This is a genomic window from Mesorhizobium sp. L103C105A0 (genome assembly GCF_000502215.1).
Lineage (GTDB): Bacteria > Pseudomonadota > Alphaproteobacteria > Rhizobiales > Rhizobiaceae > Mesorhizobium.
In genome coordinates, this window is sequence record NZ_AYXF01000028.1 from 1 (window position 1) to 19,132 (window position 19,132).

Consider the following 19,132-nt stretch of genomic DNA (forward strand, 5'->3'; position numbering starts at 1 on the left):
GCTATATCAACATGGATGATCTGCGCGAGCACAAGAAGCTCGCTCTGCGCCAAGCCGCATGACCAGCATCATGGCCGCCCCATTTTGCAGAACTTGACGCACACAACCTTTCCGCCTCACTTAGAAAACGTGCGGCCAAGCACGTTCATGTCGGCCGTGGGCGGCCGCAACAATTGCCTACAAGGCGCAAGCGTCGTCACATATTAAGCGTAGCCGCGCGACAACCATCCGTGGTCACGCGCAATCCTGCGAATTGTCAAGCGGAGACAACGATCGCGGCACCAAGCAAAGTGGCGAACCCGATTCTGCTCGGGAGATCCCAAAGCTCTCCGAACCCTATTAGATCCATGAAGCGAAACACGGCGCCCTGAAGCAGGTAAAGCAGCAGTGTGCTCTGACCAAGCTCCACCGCAACAAAGCGAGCTACGCGAGTTGAATGGCCAACTCTCCAGCATAGGAACATAAGCTGCATTGTGACTGCAGAAGTTGCTACGGAGCCAATGAACATCAGCAACCCTTGTCTCGCCGACTCTCCATCGTAGATCGAAACGAGATTGTTGTAGACGTAAGTCTCCCTTCCCCAAACAAGAAAGCACACTCACGGCGTGCCGAGCAGCTTGGCCAAGGAGCGGCACTGGGGCCTCCGGAGTGAGTGTTATCGCTCAAGCAGCCACGTCGGCGCGGCCTAAAATCTTCGATGAGCGCGTCAGGAGAGCGTCGATCTCCACATTTCTTCCAGGAGATCGTCCCCACATCATCATGGCCACGGCTCTAACGGGCTGGTGCCCTCCCTTTCCCGTTTTTTGTCTCGATGCTCGGTTGCGCCGCCCGCCGGGGCAAGGCAAAAAAATCGTCGAGGCTGAGCCCCCACTGCGGCTTCGGCGAAATATTCATCCACGGGTTCGCATCACCGCGGGCAGCGGGCGAGTTCGTCGATAGGAGTGCGGATGGAAGTAGGCGATGCACATCGTCACCAGCGGCTCAGATTGTGTGAGGTCCACGGCTCGCTGGTTTCCGCCGACGACGGCGCGGACGGCATCGGTATGCGCAGAGCGGTCCGTCGGCTTGGCGTCAGTTTCGGGGCAAGGGGCTATTGCTGGTCGCGCGGCGCTGAGTTGGGCGGAAGGATCGACGGCGCAACCCGGGGCTCCCGCGCGACGAGCAGGTTCTTTTCCCGGTCTGACCTGGCCTCGACTCCAGATGTCGCGATGACCGACGTGGCCGGCGCGATTGAACGGGTCTCATGCCCAAAGCTGCCTCGGTGCCCAGTAGCGGCACCGCATGACCCACCCGGCGCTGCTAGAAGTAAACCGCGGCCAGCCAACATCCGAAGGTGCGCCAGACCCGATGTCGCGGCGGCCTGATGGCTCCGGCGCCGTGCCGCGGCAGAAAGCTGCCGATCTCGTCTGGCATGGTCGCTGACCGCATCGTCACCCGGGCCATCGCAGCGACTTTTCTCCGTTACAAAGTCCCCGCGGGACGGACTGCCAGTTCACGCCAGGGCCAACAGCACCCGCAGGGGCGACCGCCGCGTCTGCCGGTCCTGCGAGTAGAATAAGATCGGGAAGTGCGGCTTCATCCTCGATGCCAGAGCTCGCTTCGCCGTACCGCGGCCGCCATAGCCCCTTGCGCTATCACGAGTCAGCCCACCTTTCTAGCTGGCAGCCATCGGGAGCCGATCCGCAACCACAGGGCGGCACCTGTCGGCCCGGCCCGGCTTCCGTGTCAACGCAGAACATGATGCATATTCCCAGCGCTTTTTGACAGAGCGAACTACAAAATGCAGAACACTGACTCTCCGCCAAATGAATGCTGCGAGCAAGCAGCAGGCGGAGGAACTCCGTCTGGGCTGAGTACCTGTTTCAACGTGGACAAATAAATTGTAGCCAGTTCACGAAACGCCAGGCCCGCTCCTCTGCCGTCCGATCGTCCAGGAAATCCCCTCGGCGCGCGCCACGCCAGACACCTCCTTGCCGATATGATGCTCAAGCACCGGCCGCCAGGGCACCAGCGTGAACTCGCGCGATTTCTCGATGACAGCGTATTTTCCGCCGGCGAGCTCGACGCAGCCGCGCAGCGTACCGTCTATTCGATTGCCATGCTGCGCTTCAGAATACGAGAGCCCGAGTTCGTCCGAGAGCTGACTGGCAACACGGTTCAGCTCTCGTTGGCGCAGCATTGAAAGCATGTTGGCGCGATAGATGACCCGATCCTGCGCATCATGGGCAAGACCTTGCGCGATCAGCCACTGCTGTCGGCGGGCCTGGACCTGACGTACTTCTCGACCGAAGCCAGAGTCGCGCAAGGACTCAGGGTGGGCTGATACCAGCTCCTGGTCGATCCAGGTGGCGCCGTCAAAGCCTACTTGGCTCTCCAGCGGCATTGATGAGAGCTTTTCGACGACAACAGGCTGGGCCCTCGCTCGTTGACGCTCGTAATCCGCGACGCGGTTGAGATGGTCGGGCGCGACTGTCCATGTGCCGTCCGGCTCGCGCTCGACGCCACCGGTCGCACGGCGGATCGCCTCCAGTCGCCGCACGTGCGTTTCGGCAAAGCGTTCGGTGGCCGAGGGGTCATGCTTGAGATGGATATCGATGCTGTAGCGCCCGTCGTTAACCGTGGCGATGCCGGCAATTGTGCGGTCGACTTTTCTTGGCCCGGTGTCCCTCGGCCTGATCCGCACTATGCAGCCTTCTGGTGTCGGTTGGGTGGCCTCGCTTTTGCCGATATCAAAATAGTGGCTTTTGCCGTCCACGCCGTCGACGACGAGGTAATGGCGGTCAGTGATTTCGTCGGCCAGCCCGCGCCCGACGACACGTCCGACCACGGTTTGGGCCGACCCGTCGGATCGATCGTGGATAAGATAGTCGGCGGCACTGCGGACGAGCCCCTTGCCGGTCAGCTCGCGATGGATGGTCTTGACAATGTCGCCGCGCTCGCCGATGCGGCGTAGCGTGGCTTCGAGCTCATCCTCCAGGCGCCAGCGACCCGAAGGCATCTCCTCGGCAAGGCCCATCCGCTCGAGCTTGCGCAGGCGGCCCTGGTGCAGCGTCTGGCGAAAGGTGTCTCGGCTGGCTGGTGAGACATGCCCCTCGTCGCGCATGCGCATCAGCTGCCGGTCGATGCTGGTGAAGCGTTCCTGCTCCATCTCCTGGCGCAAGCGCTGCTCGATCTCGCGGTCGGTGCGCGGGCCAAGGTCGAGGCTAACCAGTTCGGCTGCGCGCTCGCGCAGGCCAGAGGAGATGTAGTCCCGCGCGATGACGAGGTTTTCGCCGTGATCGTCCCTGCCGCGCACGATGATGTGGGTGTGAGGATGGCCGGTGTTGAAATGGTCGACGGCCACCCAGTCTAGCCTGGTGCCGAGGTCTTCTTCCATTTGCGCCATGAGGCGCCGGGTGAGCAGCTTCAGGTCATCATACTCGATACCGTCTTCAGGGGCGACGATGAAGCGGAACTGATGACGGTCACCGTTCGCGCGATCGAGAAAGGCCCTGCCGTCCGCGTGGTCTTTGTCGGCAGCGTAGAGCTCGCCACGCTCGCCTTCCCGGGTGACGCCGTCGCGCTGGAGGTAGCGGAGGTGCGCACGAGCTCCGTCGACTCCCTTGCCGGCCAGCTTGACGATGCGTGCCTTGACGACTGCGCGCCGCTGCCGAAACGCCGCGTGGCGGTCGCGTGCTCTAAGAACGGCGGCAGCAGCCCCGCCGCGCCCCACCCGGCTTCCGATGAAGCGGCTGCCGCGTCCGCTCCTGCCGCCTGCTCGGTTGACCGCGGCCTGGACCTGGCCAGCGTAGCGTTTGCCCGCCTTCGAGCCGCGCGAGCCAATTTTGCCGAGCCTCGGCGTGAATTCGTCATCCTGCATGCGGCCTCCGATGAACCAGCAGCAAAATCAGAGGCTTGCGCGCCAGACCCTCCTGGACCCGCAGGCAACCTCCTGGGAAAACGATGTGCAGACAAACACTTCGCCGCCTCAGGAGGCGATGCCTTTATCTTGCGTTCCGCGGACCTGCCTCCCTGCCCCCCGCCCGAACCGCGGTAGCCGCTGCCCTCACCTGCGATCCGGCCGGCCTGACCTTGCTCGCTCCGATCCGAGCGGCACCAGGAGGTGCCCATTCGGGCCGGTCACGGAAACACCGTTTCGGAGGAAAAACAGCGACTGCCCGGAAGGGATTCCCGGCGCGCTTTTGGAACGGGATTTGTCGGTGAGCGCGTCCATATCGGCGGCCGAAATGCCCGCCGCCTTGACCTCTTCCAGATACGAAACCGTCTCGCTAGGCAGCGGTCGCCCGCGCTGCAAATGCTGCTCGTAGCGCTCCGGCCCGGCGTTATAGGCTGCAAACAGGCCTGGAAATCCGAAGCGGTCATACATGGCGCGCAGATAGGCAGTGCCTGCCAGAATGTTGTCGCGAGGGTCGTGCGGGGCGGCTCCCAGGCCAAGCTCTGCGCGCAACTCTTCGTAGGTGCCTGGCATTACCTGCATGAGGCCAATGGCGCCGGCGCTCGACGTGACCGGCCGCCCATTGAGCGTCGTCTGCCCCCGGCTTTCGGCATCCATGACGGCATAAATCCAGGTCTGTGGAATGCTGAAACGCCGGCTTGCTTCGGCTACGAAGGGCTGCCATCTTGCAAGCTGCGGACTATGGGAGATGACGACCGGCTTCGTGTTGGTCGCGGCGGAACAGGAGCATGGTGCGAGACACGTCATGCTCAGCATAAGGAGGGTCACTCGGTCCATAGCGGCACGAGCCTCCCGATGATGTTTTCGGTCGGCACCGGCCCGAAATAGCGGCTGTCGAACGAGCGATTTTTGTCGCTGCCGAGTAGGAAAACCTCGGCAGCGGCGAGCTTTCGGCAGGCATTCCACGAAGGCAGCGGACGGTGCTGCGTGTCGGTTGCAAGCCGGCGCGCGACAATCTCGCCGCCGATGATGATGGCGTCGCCGAAGGCGCAGACGTGCTCGCCAGCCAGCGCGGCAAGGTGCTTGACCAGCGGCACGTTGCTGGGCAGATAGAAGCGTTCGGCGGCCAGATCGACGACCGGTTTTGGCGGGCGGACGAGTACGAGATCACCAAGAGCCGGCGATCCGGACGCGACGCGATAGAGGCCGACCGGCGCACTCGCCGAGGCGTTCCAGACCAGCCAGGGCGATGGTTTGCCGAAGGCGGCGAAGCCGATCAGGGCAAGGCCCATCGTGGCCATGGCGATCGTCTTGCGCGCCCGAATGCGCCGCAGATGGCTGCCGATCAGATGGATGGTGGGACGCCGGCTCATGAGCGGCCTCCCTCGCCGGCCGAGCCGGAATCGTGCCCGCCGTCCTCGGGCCCGGTCTCCTGCGCGTGCCCCTTCGACCAATCGTCGAGTTCGTCGATGTGATAGCGGACATAGCGGCCGTGCTTGCGGAATTGCGGGCCGCCGCCTTTGAGGCGCATCTTCTCCAGCGTGCGCTGGGACAGCCCGATATAGAAGGCCGCTTGCGCGGTATTGAGAAACGGACTGCCCTTCTTGGCGCGGGCTGCGCGTTCGTTTTCGTCGTCCATGATGATCCTCGTTTCGCTACGGACAAGCGAAGGCGAGGATCGGCGAGCGAGATCGTTTTGGGGACGGGCGAAGAGTGGGGGGCGAGTTTTCGCCGCCCCCTTCGGCGGCCTCACGGGTCCTGAGAGAGGACCCCGCGCCGGTGGCGGCGCGGGGCTTTCCGGATCGGCCGGTTAGTCGACCGGGTTCCAGATGATGGCGTAAGTGTCGTCGTCATCCTGGCCGGCGGCGCGGCCGAGATTGGCGTAGAGCTTGCGGGGGCCAAACTCGGGGGCGGCAATCGACAGGCTCACATAGTCCTTGCCGGAGGTCTCGCCGGTGCGGATCCAGCCCGCACCCACTTCGACCCCTTGCGTCAGCACCCGGAAGTCGGGATGGGTGTCGGCGCTCTTTGCCTGATTGGGCACGATATCGATGTCGGCGCGGACGCTGAGCGTCTTGAGCTGGCCCTTGTAGCCGCCGTTTTCCTGTTTGGTGACGTATCCGATCGCGGTCATTTCCAGTCTCCTCTTGGTGCTCGCAAGGGACCATTCCCCTGCGATGGCGAACCGTGATGGGCGCGTCCGGACCGCCGGAACCGGGACGGCCGCAGCGATAGCGGAGGACCCGCGCGGGCAGCTTTTTTGAAGCGAAGCGGCGCGAGGAAGCCGCCGCAGGCGGCGGGGAAAAAAGCTGCCGGCGAGGGTTTCGGGCGGGCCTGATCCGCCCATAGGTCGACAAGCCAGCCGCAGGAAATGGTCCCCGAGACACAATGGAGACAGGTGGCGCGATCGGTGACACAAGAAGCCGGCCGCAATGCAGAGCGCCGGCTGCGCGGGCTCTGTCGGCAACCGGATCGGACAATTGGCCCCATGGGCCTTTGGCGCCTCAGCAAGCAACCCGGCGCGGTGCGGGGCTGCCGAAATGGGGCGAACTGGCGTCGGAATTTCTCGCGCGCGGCACTGGCTCGACAAGACGCCCAATCGGCAGCCGGCGTGGCCCGTAGCGGCGCGCGCGACCTGAGCGGCGGTAATCGAGAGAACCGCCGCTCGGGCCCTGATCGACTATTCGCGCACGAACAGCGGCTGCACCTGTGTCCACTGATCTGCGGTGCGGAGCCGCCGCGGCTGGTGTAGCTTTCGGCCGGGAATTTCATCCAGCGCGGCAGCCAGGTCTCGACCCAGGGGCGGCCATTCTCGCCCGCCAGGACGTCGCGGATGATGTTCTTTTGCGTCTTGACCTTCTCGGCGACATTGCCGTCCGCGACCAGCTTGCCGCCGACGTCGGCCAGCATCGAATTGGCGATTTCCTTGTCGCGCAAGAGGTCGAAGAAGGCATCGTCCGGTTGCCACCATATGCCCATGTCGACGTTCAGGTGGTTGCCGAGCGCCTCGACGACGGCGCTGCCGGCTGCAAGCGTCTCGGCCATGACAAGGGTGAGAACGCGCATGACATCGTCGTCGCAGAGCGCCAAGAGGCGCGCGAACACGCCAGCGATAGCAACGGCGTCGCCATTGCCGCCGGCGACCAAGCTATCCTCATCCGGTGATCCGAGCAGGGCCAATACCTCGCGCCGCTTTTTGCCGAATGCGGCTTCAGCCTTGCAGCCGGCAAGGCTGGCAGTCACCGTCTCGTTGGCTGCGCGCTGCGGCTCAGGCCGCACCTGCCACAGGCCCGAACCGGTGATGGCGTGCGCCACCACGAGGCGCAGCGCCACGGCGGGATGGTCGAGCATGGCCGCGCGCACGGCGGCATGGCGATGCAGATCGATATAGTTGTGCATCGGGCCGGTGACTTCGGGGCGCGGCAGCTTGGCGGCTGTTTCTTCTTGCTCGCCGCCCTCGCGGGCGCGGCGGGCTTCCTTGCGTGACAGCCAGCCCTCGTGACACTCGACCTCGCCGCGATGCGAGACAGTGATGACGATCTTGCCGCCCTTCTTCTTCGGGGTCTTCTCGTGGTCCATGCGTGGAAATACTGGCCCGGTTCCAGCGCACAACCTCGCTCCAGCCCTCGTTGAGATAGGTGTCGCGTTTGGTGGCAATCGCTTCGTTCTGCTTTTGCCAGAACAGGTCGGCATCGGCGAAATAGCTGTCGTCGCCGAACAGGTCCGAGGTGATCAGGCCGGGATACTCCTCGATGGCAAACAGTGCCACCTTGGTGGAAATCGACTGGCCGCCGAACAGCCATTGCTTCAATTGATAGCCACGCGGCGCGTATTGATCGGGATCGGCACAGAGTGCCAGCCAGTCCTTCTGCTGCGCCTTGGAAGACATGGTGAGATGGCGCACCGGCTCGGTGTCGATCTCCTCGCGCCGATAGGCTTCGCGGATTTTGGGCAAGAGGTCGCCAAGCGCCAGAATGCGTTTGACCTTGAGATCAGTGATGCCGAAGGTCACAGCGATGTCGAGAACGGTGCGGCCTTGCCTGACAAGCCGCGAAACGTCTCCCATTGCCATACTTCGTCAGGATCGAGGCGGGCGAGGTTTTCGATCAGGAAGCTTCGAGCGCATCGGCGTCGTCACCGTCCTCCATGATGGCGCAGGGCAAGGGATCGCCTTCACCGCGCTCGTCGGCAAGCGATTTCGCGGCGAAATAGCACCGCCTGCCGGGTTGTCCCCGCCGCGGAGGCCGAAGGCCGACGCGGCGGGACGGTTTTTGCGCCTATCGGCGCTGCTGTTCCGCCGTGTCGGGCGGAAGCTCGGAATGGGGCTTTGATAGGGCGTCTGCTGCCTGCCGCAGCAGTCGCTCGGCCTCGGTGACGTGGCCGCAAAGTGCGGGCGGCTTCGGCATGGACGGAGATCGGAAAGCGCGCCTGGAAATGCAGGTCGCGCTCTATGCCGAGGCCAAGCGGCCCTTTTACGGATGCAAGCTCGGCCAGACTGACGCTGCCAAGTTCGGGGAAGCCGAAGCCGAGATCGCAAAGACCGAACAGCGTGTCGCCATCGGCTTCGAGTTCGCTCAGAAGCGAGGTCGCGGCACCTGTCGGATCAAACAGTTTCACAACGGGAAAATGGTCGATGTCGGCGCCGGCGGCGCCATGGGCGAGCAGTCGTGCGCGCAGTGGATTGGTGATCAGTATCATGGAAAGACTCCTTGTCAGAACGGGTCGCGTTGACTTCTTGCGTCCGGCGGGAGAAAGGTTCACCGGACCTTCCTCTGATCCGCCTCCCCATTAGAGACCGACCTCGAGCAGCTTTGCGCCGCGCGCGGACACATCGGCGCGCCCATCAGGAGGGTTTGCCCGCGTGGTGATCGGCTGGACGCCGGGAATGAGCGTCTGCTCCTTTGCGGCGTCGGCTCGGTCGCGGTCAGTTGAGGATCGCGCATCGTCATGCCGCAATCCCTTCTTGCGCCTCGCCTTCCGCATCGGCCGGAAGGCCAAACAGGAAATCAGCGGCCTTCGAAGCTAGGCTGGCGGCACGGAATATAGCGCGGTTGTCCTCGCGCAGCACCTTCAGCCATGAGCCGATGTAATCGGCGTGACGCACGGTCGGCTCGATGCCGAGATTGCTGCAGACGAAGGCGGCAGTGATTTCGGCGACCAATTCTTCACGCGCGTAGGCCTTGGAGCCGAACGAGCCGGAGAGGTCGCGAGCAAGCCGCGTCGGGTGGCCGGTCCAGTGGCCTAGCTCGTGAAAGCAGGTCCGGTAATAGTCGATCTGCTGATGGAACGCTGGCTGCGGCGGCACCTGAATGTGGTCGCTGCACGGCATGTAGAAAGCGCGATCGCCGCCGACCCTGAAATCCGCACCGCTGGCGAGAATGAGCGTCTCGGCCTGCGGCACGATCTCGCACTGTGGCAGCGGCTCGGCAGGGGCATGGAGGTGTTCCGGAAGATTGTCGCATTGCGCGACATTGAAGACGGTAAAGCGCTTCAGAAAAGGCACGGCCTGTGGTGCATCGCCCTCGTGGCGTGCGCGCTCCTTCTCGTTCTTTGGGACAAAGCGGTCGGCATGCACGATCGTGGTGCCGCGCTCGCCCTTCCTGACATTGCCGCCCAGGGCAAGCGCCTGCCGGAAGGTCAGCCAATTCTGGCTGGGATAGCTGCGCTCGATGACGGCGCCCCACAGGATAAGGATATTGATGCCGGAATAGGTGCGCCCCGTGGACGCATTCCTCGGCAGGCCGAGGCCTGCTTTTGCGCTGCCCCATGGCTTGACCCATGGCACGGTGCCGCGCTCCAGCTCGGCAATGATGCGGTCGGTGATCTCCTGATAGAGGCTTGCGCCTGGGCGCCTGCCCTTGCCTGCGCCAGCCTCTCCGCTGGTGGTACGCTTGCTGTTTGCACGCATGTGTTATCCTCCGCTCGCCAATCGCCGCGCCTTTCCCCGGAAGCGGGGTGGGCGGCGAGTCGCGACCGGAAAGGCCCGCCGTGGTAGGCGGACCGCATCCGAAGGACCGGAACGAAGAGGAGGACCCTGAGCGGCACGCGAAGGGTTGCGGGCTGCCGCGGCGGGTCTAGAAGGGAGTGCCGCCCGCCCCGCGCCACCGGGAAAGGCCAACAGACAAACCGCGCCGCCCGCAAGGGCGGCGGCCGTCACAGCCCGAAGGGCTGCCCACGCCAAGGGGCGAAGCCGAATGGCCGAGACCGCCTGAGCTTGCCGAAGAAAAGCGGGCTCGGTTCACGAGCACCTGGTGCGCGTCGTCAGGCGCGCGGGCGCCCGCCAAGTTTTTTCGCACATGGTCAGGCGCCGCAGTTACGTCGAGAACCAAAAGGCATCGGCGCCGTGCGCGCGGCTTCCTCCGAAAACCAGCGCTCGCCTTTCAACAAATTGAGGCGTTGTCCCACTCAATATTCCTGTCCGTGATCATGATAGATGCGGCGCGCCCGCTAGGACCGGAGGCTGGAGAGAATCTCGCACGGATCAGCGTCAAGGGCCGCAGTTATGTCGAGAAACTCGATGACATCGAGACGCCGCTCTGCGCCCTCGTACTTGGCCACGAAGGATTGGGGACGACCAAGCTTGTCAGCCAGCTGCTTCTGGGTCAGGCCTTTGGCCTTGCGCAGCAAAACCAGCCGGGCCAGGAACCGCTGGTGGCGGGGCGATCGAAGGGATTTGGGCATGGAGGCGAACCGGTCGGGTAAAGACCGGATCAGCGACTAATCCCGGTTTCGGATTATCCCATTTTGGGATATACTGCCTGCGCTCACAGGCGAGGTTCGCAGGCATGAATGGACCAATGGGAACAGATGAGACTCGAAGCTCAAGTTTGAGCGATGAAGTCCCCTGGTCGGAGAACCTCACGAGCTACGACAGGGAGCATTTCACGATCTACCTGCGGATCCTGGATGCCTGCGCCGACAATGCCAGCGAAAAGGAGATGGCCGAGCGCATCCTCGGCATCGACCCGTCCATTGACCCGGTCCGCGCCCGCAAAGCTCTTCGCAGCCATATCGACCGTGCGAACTGGATGGTGACGACCGGCTACAAGGAACTGTTCGCCGGCTGATGCACAGCGCCCAATGCCACGTGTTTCGAGTAGGCAAGTCTCTGTAGCCAAATTCGGCAGCGCACGGCCGCGACAGCGGGCGCTGCGGGAGCGGTCACAACTGGTTCGCGTACTGTTTGACTGCCATTTCCAGTGCTTGCATCAAAGGCACAGCCTTGGAGAAGAGGAAGCCTTGGGCGGTTCGGCAACCAAGCTTGTGCAGGGTTTGCCGATCCGCCTCTGTTTCGACGCCCTCGGCCATGACCTCGATCCCGAGCATGTCACCGAGTTCGATGACGGATTTGACAAGCAGTCGGTCCTCTCGGGACTTGGCCAAGCCGCGAATGAAGCCTTGGTCTATTTTCACCTTGCGTATCCGACGGTCCTTGAGAGATGCCAAGGTAGAAAAGCCGGTGCCGAAGTCGTCGAGCGCGATGGAAATACCGGCATGCGAAAGCCGTCCGAGCTTTTCATCCACTCTGTCCGGATCCACCGGCGATTCTTCGGTAATCTCGATTTCGAACATCGTCGCAGGCAGGCCTCTTGCGGCCAGACCATCCAGAACCATGTCGTCGATATCGCCGGCTTCCAGTTCGCGCGGGGAAACATTCATCGCCACACGAATGTTACGACAGTCAGCTTTCACCAAGCCGTCGATAAAAGCACAACAGTCGGCGAATACGGTTTGCGTCAGCAGCTGAAGCATTCCGGTTTCGCGTGCGGCTGTGATGATTTCGGGTGGAGAGATGGCACCATGTGTCGGATGGGACCATCTCAGCAAGGCTTCAAAACCGACCACGGCCTCGGTGTCGAGTTTCACGATCGGCTGGAACCAAGGTTGCAATCTTCCCGTCTTTATCGCCGAATGAAGGTCCCGTTCGATGGACTGGCGGCGTTGGAGTTCCCGGTCGAGTTCGGCATCGAACAGGCAAAATTCGTTCCTGCCATGGCGCTTGGCCGTATAAAGGGCGATATCGGCCCGCAACAGCATTTCAGTCAGGCTCGACGTCTGCGCCAAGTATATCCCTATCGATGCCCCGACGCGCACGGACGCGACCCCGATATAGGGGCGAGCAATTTTGGCTATGATATTGGAGGCGAGATCACTGGCAGAAAGCGAAGCTCTCGTTGAGGGAAAAACCAGCACGAATTCATCGCCGCCGATACGAGCTAGCGTTGAGCCTTCCGGTGCTTCCTGCTCTATGCGGCGGGCGATCATGACAAGCAGTTCATCACCGGTCCTGTGACCGTAGGTGTCGTTGACAGATTTAAAGCCGTCCAGATCAATCAGCATTGCCACGAAGGGGCCATCCGCGGTCTTGAACCGACCGATGGCGTGTTCAAGGCCCCGCCTGTTGAGAAGGGCGGTCAAATGGTCCTCCCTGGAGTTGCGCTCCATTTCCGACGCAAGTCGCTCTGCCTCATGTCTCAGGCGGCTTGCTTCGCGGAAGCGCGCCTGCCCAACAAACGAAGCTCGGACCAAGCCGCCCATGAAGAGCAGAACGGTGAAAGCCAGAATGTAGCGTTCAAAATTGCCTTTCGCCAAAAGGCACGCCACCGTGATGAGGAGTGGAGGTGTGATGAAGCTGGTCGCCGCCGCGGCATACGAACTGCCATATGTAACCGCACCAGCTGAAATGCCCGCCAGTATGACCAGATGCATCGGTGCTTGAGGTGTTGTGTATCCAACAGTCAGCACGGCCGGGAAGGACCAGGCAAACCCTGCCAGAAGGGCAAGGACGCCAAACATGCGAAGGCGCGGCAAAACGCCAAGCAAATCCTGATGGCGCCCCGTTTCCTTTAGCTGAAAACGGGCGAGTGCAAGCCGGGCGGCATTTAGCGCATTGACGACCAGGAACCAGCTTGCAGCGGCAAAGCCGCCGCCAGAAAGGGCCTGCACCGCGCAAATCAGGCCTGACAGGATCGCGCTTATCGGCATCGACACGAAGAGCCCGGCCCTCAGGTCAGCAAGCTGATCCTGACGGATTTTGGCCTCCAGCGATTCTTCTTTCTTTAGGGGTGCCATGAATGGACCAGCTTGCTTGCGTCATTGTTCGCGAGGACCAAACCTATGCAAGCCCACTGAAGGACGGGTTAACTACCCAGCGAGGGTAACCAGTGCGCTCACCATGCTGCGGGTCACACCTTTGGCTTAGCATTGCCCGAATCATCAAGGCTTCGCCCGCGCGCGTGCCTTGATCCGAATCATGCCATGATCGGCAACGTCACCAGGAGACAGCCTTGCCCCGCGACGACGCGCGCCAGCAAGACAAGGAAGCCGCGCCGAGACAGCGTTCCAGAGCGGTAGCGCTCTGTGCGATTCACCGCCTGAGCATGGCCGAAATGCCATGGCGGACAAAGGGAAGATGTTGGGCAAAGCGGAGCCCAGCATGTCTTGCAAGCCGTGCCGCCGGGTGCTCGCTTGAGTAAAGACCGACAAGCATGTTGGTGGCATGATAGAGCGGCCCCGCCGACAGCCGCAGCCGGCTTTCGTATCTGCCGAGCATGTCGGGATCGGCAATGTCGCGGCGGGCGCGACATGCTGTCAGTATTTTATGAGCGAGTTGCTTCTGGCCGCTGAGGCCGATGTTGAAGCCATGCGCGGTCACCGGGTGCATGCCGATGGCAGCGTCTCCTATAAGTGCCGCACTCGGTGCCGAGAACTTGTGCGCCCAGGTCGTGACCAGCGGATAGGCATGGCGGGTGCTTGCCAGGGTCATCTGCCCGAGGCGTCCTCGACACCGGTTCATCAATTCCATGAGGAACAATTCGTCATCGAGAACAGACAGTCTATCGGCCTCGATTGAGCGCAAAGTCAGAAGCAGCGACGACACGCCTTCCATGAGCGGCAACATCGCTATGGTCTGATGGTGGTCGAACCATTCGACCGCGATCTGGTGATGGAAGCGCTCGTGCCTCACTCGGCAAATCAGCATGGAGTGGCCAAGCGGATGGATGTTGGCGCCAATGCCGAGCAGGTCGCGCATCGCGGACAAACGCGAATCCGCTGCTACGAGCAGCCGAGCGGCCAATTGCCTGCCATCAGAAAGCGTTATGACCGCCTCGTCGTCGCTGGTTGTTGCATTCACGACCGAGTTGCCGCACAGCAGCCGGGCATGATCCTGGAAGTAGACAATTTTGAACAGGGCATCGCGGATCCGACAATTTGGGACCAGAAATCCGAGTGGTTCCCCAGATCCGCTGCGAATATCGAAGCACAGGGCGAAAGGGCTCGATCCGTTGAGCACGCGCGCGCCATGAAGCGGTGATTTGTCAGATGCGGGCATGGCGTCCCAGGCGCCGAGCTCGCGAAGGATTCTCACCGATGCGTGCGTCAGCGCGATCTCGCGACCGTCGAAAGCCGGATTCGCCAGGCTGTCGAGCGACTGCCGTTCAACCACTGCCACCTTGAGTCGGCTCAGGGCGAGCGATGCTGCGAAGGCAAGTCCGACCGGCCCAGCTCCGACGACAATGATGTCGAATGTGTCGACAGAGCCGGCCATCAGCGTGCCGCCATAGCGGCTATCTGCGATACGAAGCGCTCTTGAAGCATCGCAATCACCCACGGTTTGCCGCTCATCTCCCCATCGTCGATAGACATGCGTTCTCCGTTGGAAGCCTGGTCAATGAAACCACGCCGACGAAGAGATAACGCTGATCTGGATCAACCAGGCTCGATAACCCGGCAACGGCGGGTTCACGGTCGAGTGGTCGATTGCCGTGAAAACGTTTGCATGTCTAGGCATTCTGAATGGTCGGCTTCCCAATCGCGTGCCCCTACTGGCCAAAGGTTCGGCAACGTATTGTGGCTGATCCGTTCTTCGCACGCGCGCCGATATCATCATGACGAGGCAATCCAGCAAAGACTCGGTCGACTGACGACCAGCATCCGCACAGTCGTTGGGCGCCGCCAACCGGTTCAGCCTCGCGGCTCTTCCCGATCGATAAGGATGCGCTGGGCGGAGCCGTCGAGATCTTCGTATTGGCCGCTCTTCAGATCCACAGGAAGCGCCGGTCCAAGCCCACCAAAACAGGCAGCGGCCATCGCATTCCGTCAGGACGGGCATCTTGCTGCCGACAGCGTACTCTCCGCCCATGACGGGCGCTAGACGCCGAAGGAACTCGCCGACGGCCTCATGTCCAAGTGATGTGGGAAGGGAGCAGAACCAAAGGGACTCTGCTTCGCGTCCCCGCCCTTTCCGCAGCTATGAAACCTTCACCGAACGGATCCGTACTGAGGAGGAGGCCGTCCTTGACTTGCCCGACGCCGGCAACCTTCTCAGCCGCAACGATCGCTGCCTTCCGCTGACGCTCGTCGACAATCGCCCCCTTCAGTTCGACAAGGCCGTCGCTGACCCTCACATCGATCAAGTCACCACCGCTCCAGGTTTGTGACTGCAGTTCGGCAAGGATAGCCTTGCGGATCAGGTCGTCATCGGGTGGCGTGGTGCCCTGTTTCGGCATGGCGCGGATCAGGACAAGCAGCAAATCAGTTCGCGTGATGATGCCGATGACCCTGTCCCGATCGACAATCGGAAGATTGTTGATGCGATGTTGCATCATCAGGTCGACAATATCTGCAATCGAGGCGCCAGGAGGCGCCGAGATGACGGGTGTGGTCATCACCTGATGGATGATCCGTCCGTTCGAGCGCGCATAGTCATTGGCGACTGTGCCCGGGCCAAGATCAAACTCCAGCCAGCGCGGACGCACACGCTGGGTCCCAAGTTCTTCTCGGCGCAAGAAGTCGCTTTTGCTTACAATACCAATCAGGGTGCCGTCGCTGTCTGCTACCGGCAGGCAGCTGACCTTGTTTGAAAGCATGAGCTTGGCCGCTTCGTCGATCGTCGCGTTCGCATCCGTCGTGATGACTGGCTTCGTCATGATGGCTTCGGCTTGCATCCTCACCCTCCTGATCTTACGTCGGACGACGATGGGACATCCCGACCCGCGGCGCTTTGATCTGAGTCACTTGGAACGAGGAGGATTCTCCGCGCCGTCGTCGCGGTCGATGAGAATGCGCTCCGCCGCGCCATCGAGATCATCGTACTGGCCGCTTCTCAACGCCCACAGGAAGCCGGACAGGCCGAGTGCGCCAAGGAACAGCGCCACCGGAATGAGATAGGCGAGCGTCGTCATGAGGATTGGGCCAAGGCGCCGGCCCGCGCGGGCCTGCCCTGCCGCGCAATTGCGGACGATGCACCCGTTGCGAGGCCTTGCAGACGCATGGCATTTCCAATCACGAGCAATGACGAGGCAGACATCGCGACCGCCGCGATGAGAGGCGTAACATGGCCCAGAATGGCGATCGGCACGGCCACAGCATTGTAAACGATCGCAATTGTTATGTTCTGTCGGATCAGGCTTCCCGCCTTGCGCGACACGTCCAGCGCCAGCGGGATCGCCAAGAGGCTTTCGCGCAGAAAAACGAAGTCGGCTGCATTGCGGCCAATGTCGGCGGCCGTGGCGGGTGCGATCGAGACATGCGCGGCGCTCAGCGCCGGTGTGTCGTTGAGCCCGTCGCCAACCATCAAAACCTTGTGCCCGTCTCTCGCCAGGCTCTCGATGCGTTCAACCTTGCCGGACGGTAGCAGGCAGGGAACGAAGTCATCGACACCAAGCATGTCGGCAACCTCGGCGCAGGCTTTCGCGGTATCGCCCGACAGCATTTCCACGCACATACCAGCGTTGCGCAGTTGATCGATCGCTGCCCTGGTGTCGAGGCGCAGCGCATCCTCGAAAACGAAGGATGCCACAATCATGCCGTTTTTAGTCAGGACTGTTCCGCCGTAGCCATGTTTGCCTTCGCCGCCGGTTCGAGCCTTCCAGCCAGCCCATCCGCGTCTACCCAGCCGCCAGATGCTACCGGCGGCTGTGGCTTCGATCCCGAAACCCGGGTGCTCGGTCACCGCGTCGAATTTGTGCTGGCTGCTGCTGACGGAAAAGCTGGCAATGGCCTTTGAATATGGATGACGCGAATGCGCGGCCAAGTCGGCAGCGATTGCCAGCATGGCGGGATCAATCGAAGCTGCGTTGACGAGCCGTGGCTTCCCAAGCGTGAGCGTGCCGGTCTTGTCGAACACAGCCGTATCAACCGTAGCCAGGCGCTCCATGGCCGACCCATCCTTGACCATGATGCCGTGGTCGAACAGGCGCCGCGCCGCGACCACCTGGACGATCGGCACGGCGAGNCCGAGCGCACATGGGCATGTGATGATCAGAACGGCAATAGCGATGGTGATCGCCCGGTGCCAGTCGCCAGTCACCGCCATCCAGCCTAGGAATGTCGCGAAGGCGGTGAGATGAACCACCGGGGCATAGAGCGCTGAAACACGATCGGCGATCCGGCGATATCGGGCGCGACCGCCCTCCGCGGCTTCCATCAGCCGAACCATTTCCGCCAGGAACGAATCCTTGGCGGCCGCTGTCGCCTCAATCGTCAGCGGACCGGTGAGGTTGAGGACCCCGGCCTGCACGGTGTCTTCCGGCGCCACGCTACTGGGCGTGCTCTCGCCGGAGACCAGGGAGCAGTCGACGTCCGATGTCCCGCGCACAATTTTGCCATCGACAGGGATTCTTTCGCCGGCGGCGATCAACAACAGCATGCCCGGTTCGATCTCGGCCACCGGCAGATAGTCCCGAGCGCCATCGCCGCGCAGCACCATGGCGCCACGCGCCGCGAGCTGTGACAGGCCTTTGACGGCGGTGCGGGCGCGTTCCCGCATCACGTGATCGAGCGTGCGACCGATCAGGAGAAAGAACAGCAGCGATACCGACGCGTCGAAATAGGCGTGGTCGCCATGGGTGATGGTCTCATAGAGGCTCATGACGTAGGCCAGCGACACGCCGACGGCTATCGGCACGTCCATGTTCATGTGGCCGTGGCGCAGCGCATTCCACGCCGACTTGAAGAAGATCCCGCCGGCGAAGGCCAGCGCAGGAATGGCGATGAGCGCCGAGACCCAGTGGAACAAATCGCGCGTGGCGCCTTCGGCGCCGGACCAGACCGATACCGAGAGCAGCATGATGTTGCCCGCCGCAAAGCCGGCAACGGCGACGGCGCGGATGAGCTCCGATAACGTCCTGTCCTTCGCATCGGTGTCGGCTTCGAACAGATGTGCCTGGTAGCCCAGGCGCCCGAGCACTGCGACCAATGGTGGAACCTCATCGCCGCGCCACTGGACCGAGACCCGCTTCGTTGAAAGGTTGACGCGGGCGGCCTGGACGTGATTGAGCTTTCCCAACGCGGTCTCGATCATCTGGATGCAGGCGCCGCAGTGAACCGTCGGTACCGACAGGTCGGTCTGATGAAGGTCATCGCCCAGCGACTGGCTCGCCAGCCTGACCTCCTGGCTTGACGGCAGGACCGAAGCGGGGCTGACCAGATCCAGCGCCATTTCAGCGCCCGGCGCGCAGCAGCTCATTTCAGCACCCCTTGGGAAATCATGACCCTGCGCACGTCGCGATAAGGTTTTGCCAGGCCGGCATCGGCGTCTATTTCGATGATCCAGANCCCCATGCGATGGTCAACTGGCCGGTCCAGCCAAGCGCTGCCTGCGCACGGCCTTCCTCGGCCTTCTTGTTGAATTGCTGGCTCGCCACATAGGTATTTTCGACGACAAGGCCGGTCCAGCTTGTGTTGGCAAGCGTCGCCATCGTGAGATTGACCGCGATGACCACGCCGAAAAAGGCAAGGACGGTGGCCAACATGTGCCTGCCGGTGAACTCGCGGGGTTTTCGCGTGGTGGCGTTCATCTGGCGATCTCCGGCGCATTGAAGGTGGCGGTGTATTCGTTGGACTCGAAGCTGACCTTGTCTTCGACGCGGAATGTGAAGGTCTGCGCCTGGCGATTAATCTGATCGGCGGGCAGGCGCACGAAAACCTTCAGCATCTTCAGCCGGTCGGGTTCGACCTGGACCGCAAAGGAGCGATCGGCGGGGAGGTCGACGCCAACGATGCTCATCTCCGCGCCTGGCAAACCCCCGAGGGTGACGATAATCGTTCTCGGTTCGGGGATCNAGCGAAAAGAGCAGGCCCAGCCCGATCAGCGACCACATGGCCATGTAGACATAGGTTCGTGGCCGAAAGATCTTGTGGATATGGAAATGCGCCACCCTGTCCGAAAACAGGCCGTCATCCGTCCTGACCAGTGATGGATTGACCGAGCTGGCGCCGCCGGCGGTGGCCAGG

General features: G+C 62.4%; 15 protein-coding genes and 4 pseudogenes. 2 read left to right on the forward strand and 17 right to left on the reverse strand.

The window, feature by feature from the left end; genetic code table 11:
• Window positions 1-203: 203 nt before the first annotated feature.
• The 6 genes and pseudogenes from X727_RS1000000169870 to X727_RS135615 form a co-directional block, all read right to left on the reverse strand.
• Window positions 204-598: pseudogene (locus X727_RS1000000169870) on the reverse strand (nodulation factor fucose acetyltransferase NolL); the annotation flags it as partial.
• A 1,293-nt stretch (window positions 599-1,891) separates the two neighbouring features.
• Window positions 1,892-3,859 carry a relaxase/mobilization nuclease RlxS gene (gene rlxS, locus X727_RS135635; protein WP_023835506.1) on the reverse strand — a complete coding sequence of 656 codons (1,968 nt, stop codon included), beginning with the start codon at window positions 3,857-3,859 and terminating at the stop codon, window positions 1,892-1,894.
• Window positions 3,860-4,045: 186 nt separating this feature from the next.
• On the reverse strand, window positions 4,046-4,732 hold the full coding sequence (locus X727_RS135630; protein WP_031204892.1) for a lytic transglycosylase domain-containing protein: 687 nt from the start codon (window positions 4,730-4,732) through the stop codon (window positions 4,046-4,048).
• Complete coding sequence (locus X727_RS135625; RefSeq protein WP_023711845.1) at window positions 4,720-5,268, reverse strand: S26 family signal peptidase; 549 nt, start codon at window positions 5,266-5,268, stop codon at window positions 4,720-4,722. The genes X727_RS135630 and X727_RS135625 overlap by 13 nt, the downstream gene beginning before the upstream one ends.
• Window positions 5,265-5,534 (reverse strand): helix-turn-helix domain-containing protein, encoded by a 270-nt coding sequence (locus tag X727_RS135620; protein WP_023672373.1) that lies wholly within the window; start codon window positions 5,532-5,534, stop codon window positions 5,265-5,267. The genes X727_RS135625 and X727_RS135620 overlap by 4 nt, the downstream gene beginning before the upstream one ends.
• Window positions 5,535-5,705: 171 nt before the next feature.
• Window positions 5,706-6,029, reverse strand: coding sequence for a DUF736 domain-containing protein (locus tag X727_RS135615; protein ID WP_023672372.1), 324 nt, complete (start codon window positions 6,027-6,029; stop codon window positions 5,706-5,708).
• 710 nt (window positions 6,030-6,739) lie between these two features.
• Between X727_RS135615 and X727_RS1000000169425 the strand changes: the two genes are divergently transcribed.
• Window positions 6,740-7,060: a hypothetical protein gene (locus X727_RS1000000169425; RefSeq protein ID WP_245274251.1), complete on the forward strand. Its 321-nt coding sequence runs from the start codon at window positions 6,740-6,742 to the stop codon at window positions 7,058-7,060.
• Between the two features lie 103 nt (window positions 7,061-7,163).
• On the opposite strand, the gene X727_RS1000000169430 is transcribed toward X727_RS1000000169425, so the two are convergent.
• The 4 genes and pseudogenes from X727_RS1000000169430 to X727_RS1000000167470 all read right to left on the reverse strand — a co-directional run bounded on the left by X727_RS1000000169430 (window position 7,164) and on the right by X727_RS1000000167470 (window position 10,576).
• Window positions 7,164-7,907 (reverse strand): hypothetical protein, encoded by a 744-nt coding sequence (locus tag X727_RS1000000169430; protein ID WP_245261062.1) that lies wholly within the window; start codon window positions 7,905-7,907, stop codon window positions 7,164-7,166.
• Window positions 7,908-8,172: 265 nt separating this feature from the next.
• Window positions 8,173-8,593 (reverse strand): annotated as a pseudogene (locus X727_RS1000000167465) (DUF2958 domain-containing protein).
• A 247-nt stretch (window positions 8,594-8,840) separates the two neighbouring features.
• Window positions 8,841-9,803 carry a zincin-like metallopeptidase domain-containing protein gene (locus X727_RS135605; RefSeq protein WP_023697813.1) on the reverse strand — a complete coding sequence of 321 codons (963 nt, stop codon included), beginning with the start codon at window positions 9,801-9,803 and terminating at the stop codon, window positions 8,841-8,843.
• A 539-nt stretch (window positions 9,804-10,342) separates the two neighbouring features.
• Window positions 10,343-10,576 (reverse strand): helix-turn-helix transcriptional regulator, encoded by a 234-nt coding sequence (locus tag X727_RS1000000167470; RefSeq protein ID WP_023708050.1) that lies wholly within the window; start codon window positions 10,574-10,576, stop codon window positions 10,343-10,345.
• A gap of 104 nt (window positions 10,577-10,680) precedes the next feature.
• On the opposite strand from X727_RS1000000167470, the gene X727_RS135595 reads away from it, so the two are divergent.
• A complete protein-coding gene (locus tag X727_RS135595) occupies window positions 10,681-10,962 on the forward strand; it encodes a DUF2285 domain-containing protein (protein WP_081726268.1) in 282 nt (93 codons plus the stop codon).
• A 94-nt stretch (window positions 10,963-11,056) separates the two neighbouring features.
• Here X727_RS135595 and X727_RS135590 read toward each other — a convergent pair whose 3' ends face one another.
• The 7 genes and pseudogenes from X727_RS135590 to X727_RS1000000167480 all read right to left on the reverse strand — a co-directional run.
• Window positions 11,057-12,967 (reverse strand): bifunctional diguanylate cyclase/phosphodiesterase, encoded by a 1,911-nt coding sequence (locus X727_RS135590; protein WP_023835512.1) that lies wholly within the window; start codon window positions 12,965-12,967, stop codon window positions 11,057-11,059.
• A gap of 295 nt (window positions 12,968-13,262) precedes the next feature.
• Window positions 13,263-14,444, reverse strand: coding sequence for a 5-demethoxyubiquinol-8 5-hydroxylase UbiM (gene ubiM / locus X727_RS135585; protein ID WP_023835513.1), 1,182 nt, complete (start codon window positions 14,442-14,444; stop codon window positions 13,263-13,265).
• 631 nt (window positions 14,445-15,075) lie between these two features.
• A complete protein-coding gene (locus tag X727_RS135580) occupies window positions 15,076-15,843 on the reverse strand; it encodes a CBS domain-containing protein (RefSeq protein ID WP_023835514.1) in 768 nt (255 codons plus the stop codon).
• A 66-nt stretch (window positions 15,844-15,909) separates the two neighbouring features.
• Complete coding sequence (ccoS, locus tag X727_RS135575; protein WP_023697810.1) at window positions 15,910-16,080, reverse strand: cbb3-type cytochrome oxidase assembly protein CcoS; 171 nt, start codon at window positions 16,078-16,080, stop codon at window positions 15,910-15,912.
• A complete protein-coding gene (locus X727_RS135570) occupies window positions 16,077-18,365 on the reverse strand; it encodes a cation-translocating P-type ATPase (RefSeq protein WP_031204900.1) in 2,289 nt (762 codons plus the stop codon). Before X727_RS135570 ends, ccoS begins: the two co-directional genes overlap by 4 nt.
• A pseudogene (locus X727_RS01000000165340) lies at window positions 18,362-18,696 on the reverse strand (FixH family protein). Before X727_RS01000000165340 ends, X727_RS135570 begins: the two are co-directional and overlap by 4 nt.
• Window positions 18,693-19,132 (reverse strand): annotated as a pseudogene (locus X727_RS1000000167480) (FixG Ig-like domain-containing protein); the annotation flags it as partial. The pseudogenes X727_RS01000000165340 and X727_RS1000000167480, both read right to left, overlap by 4 nt.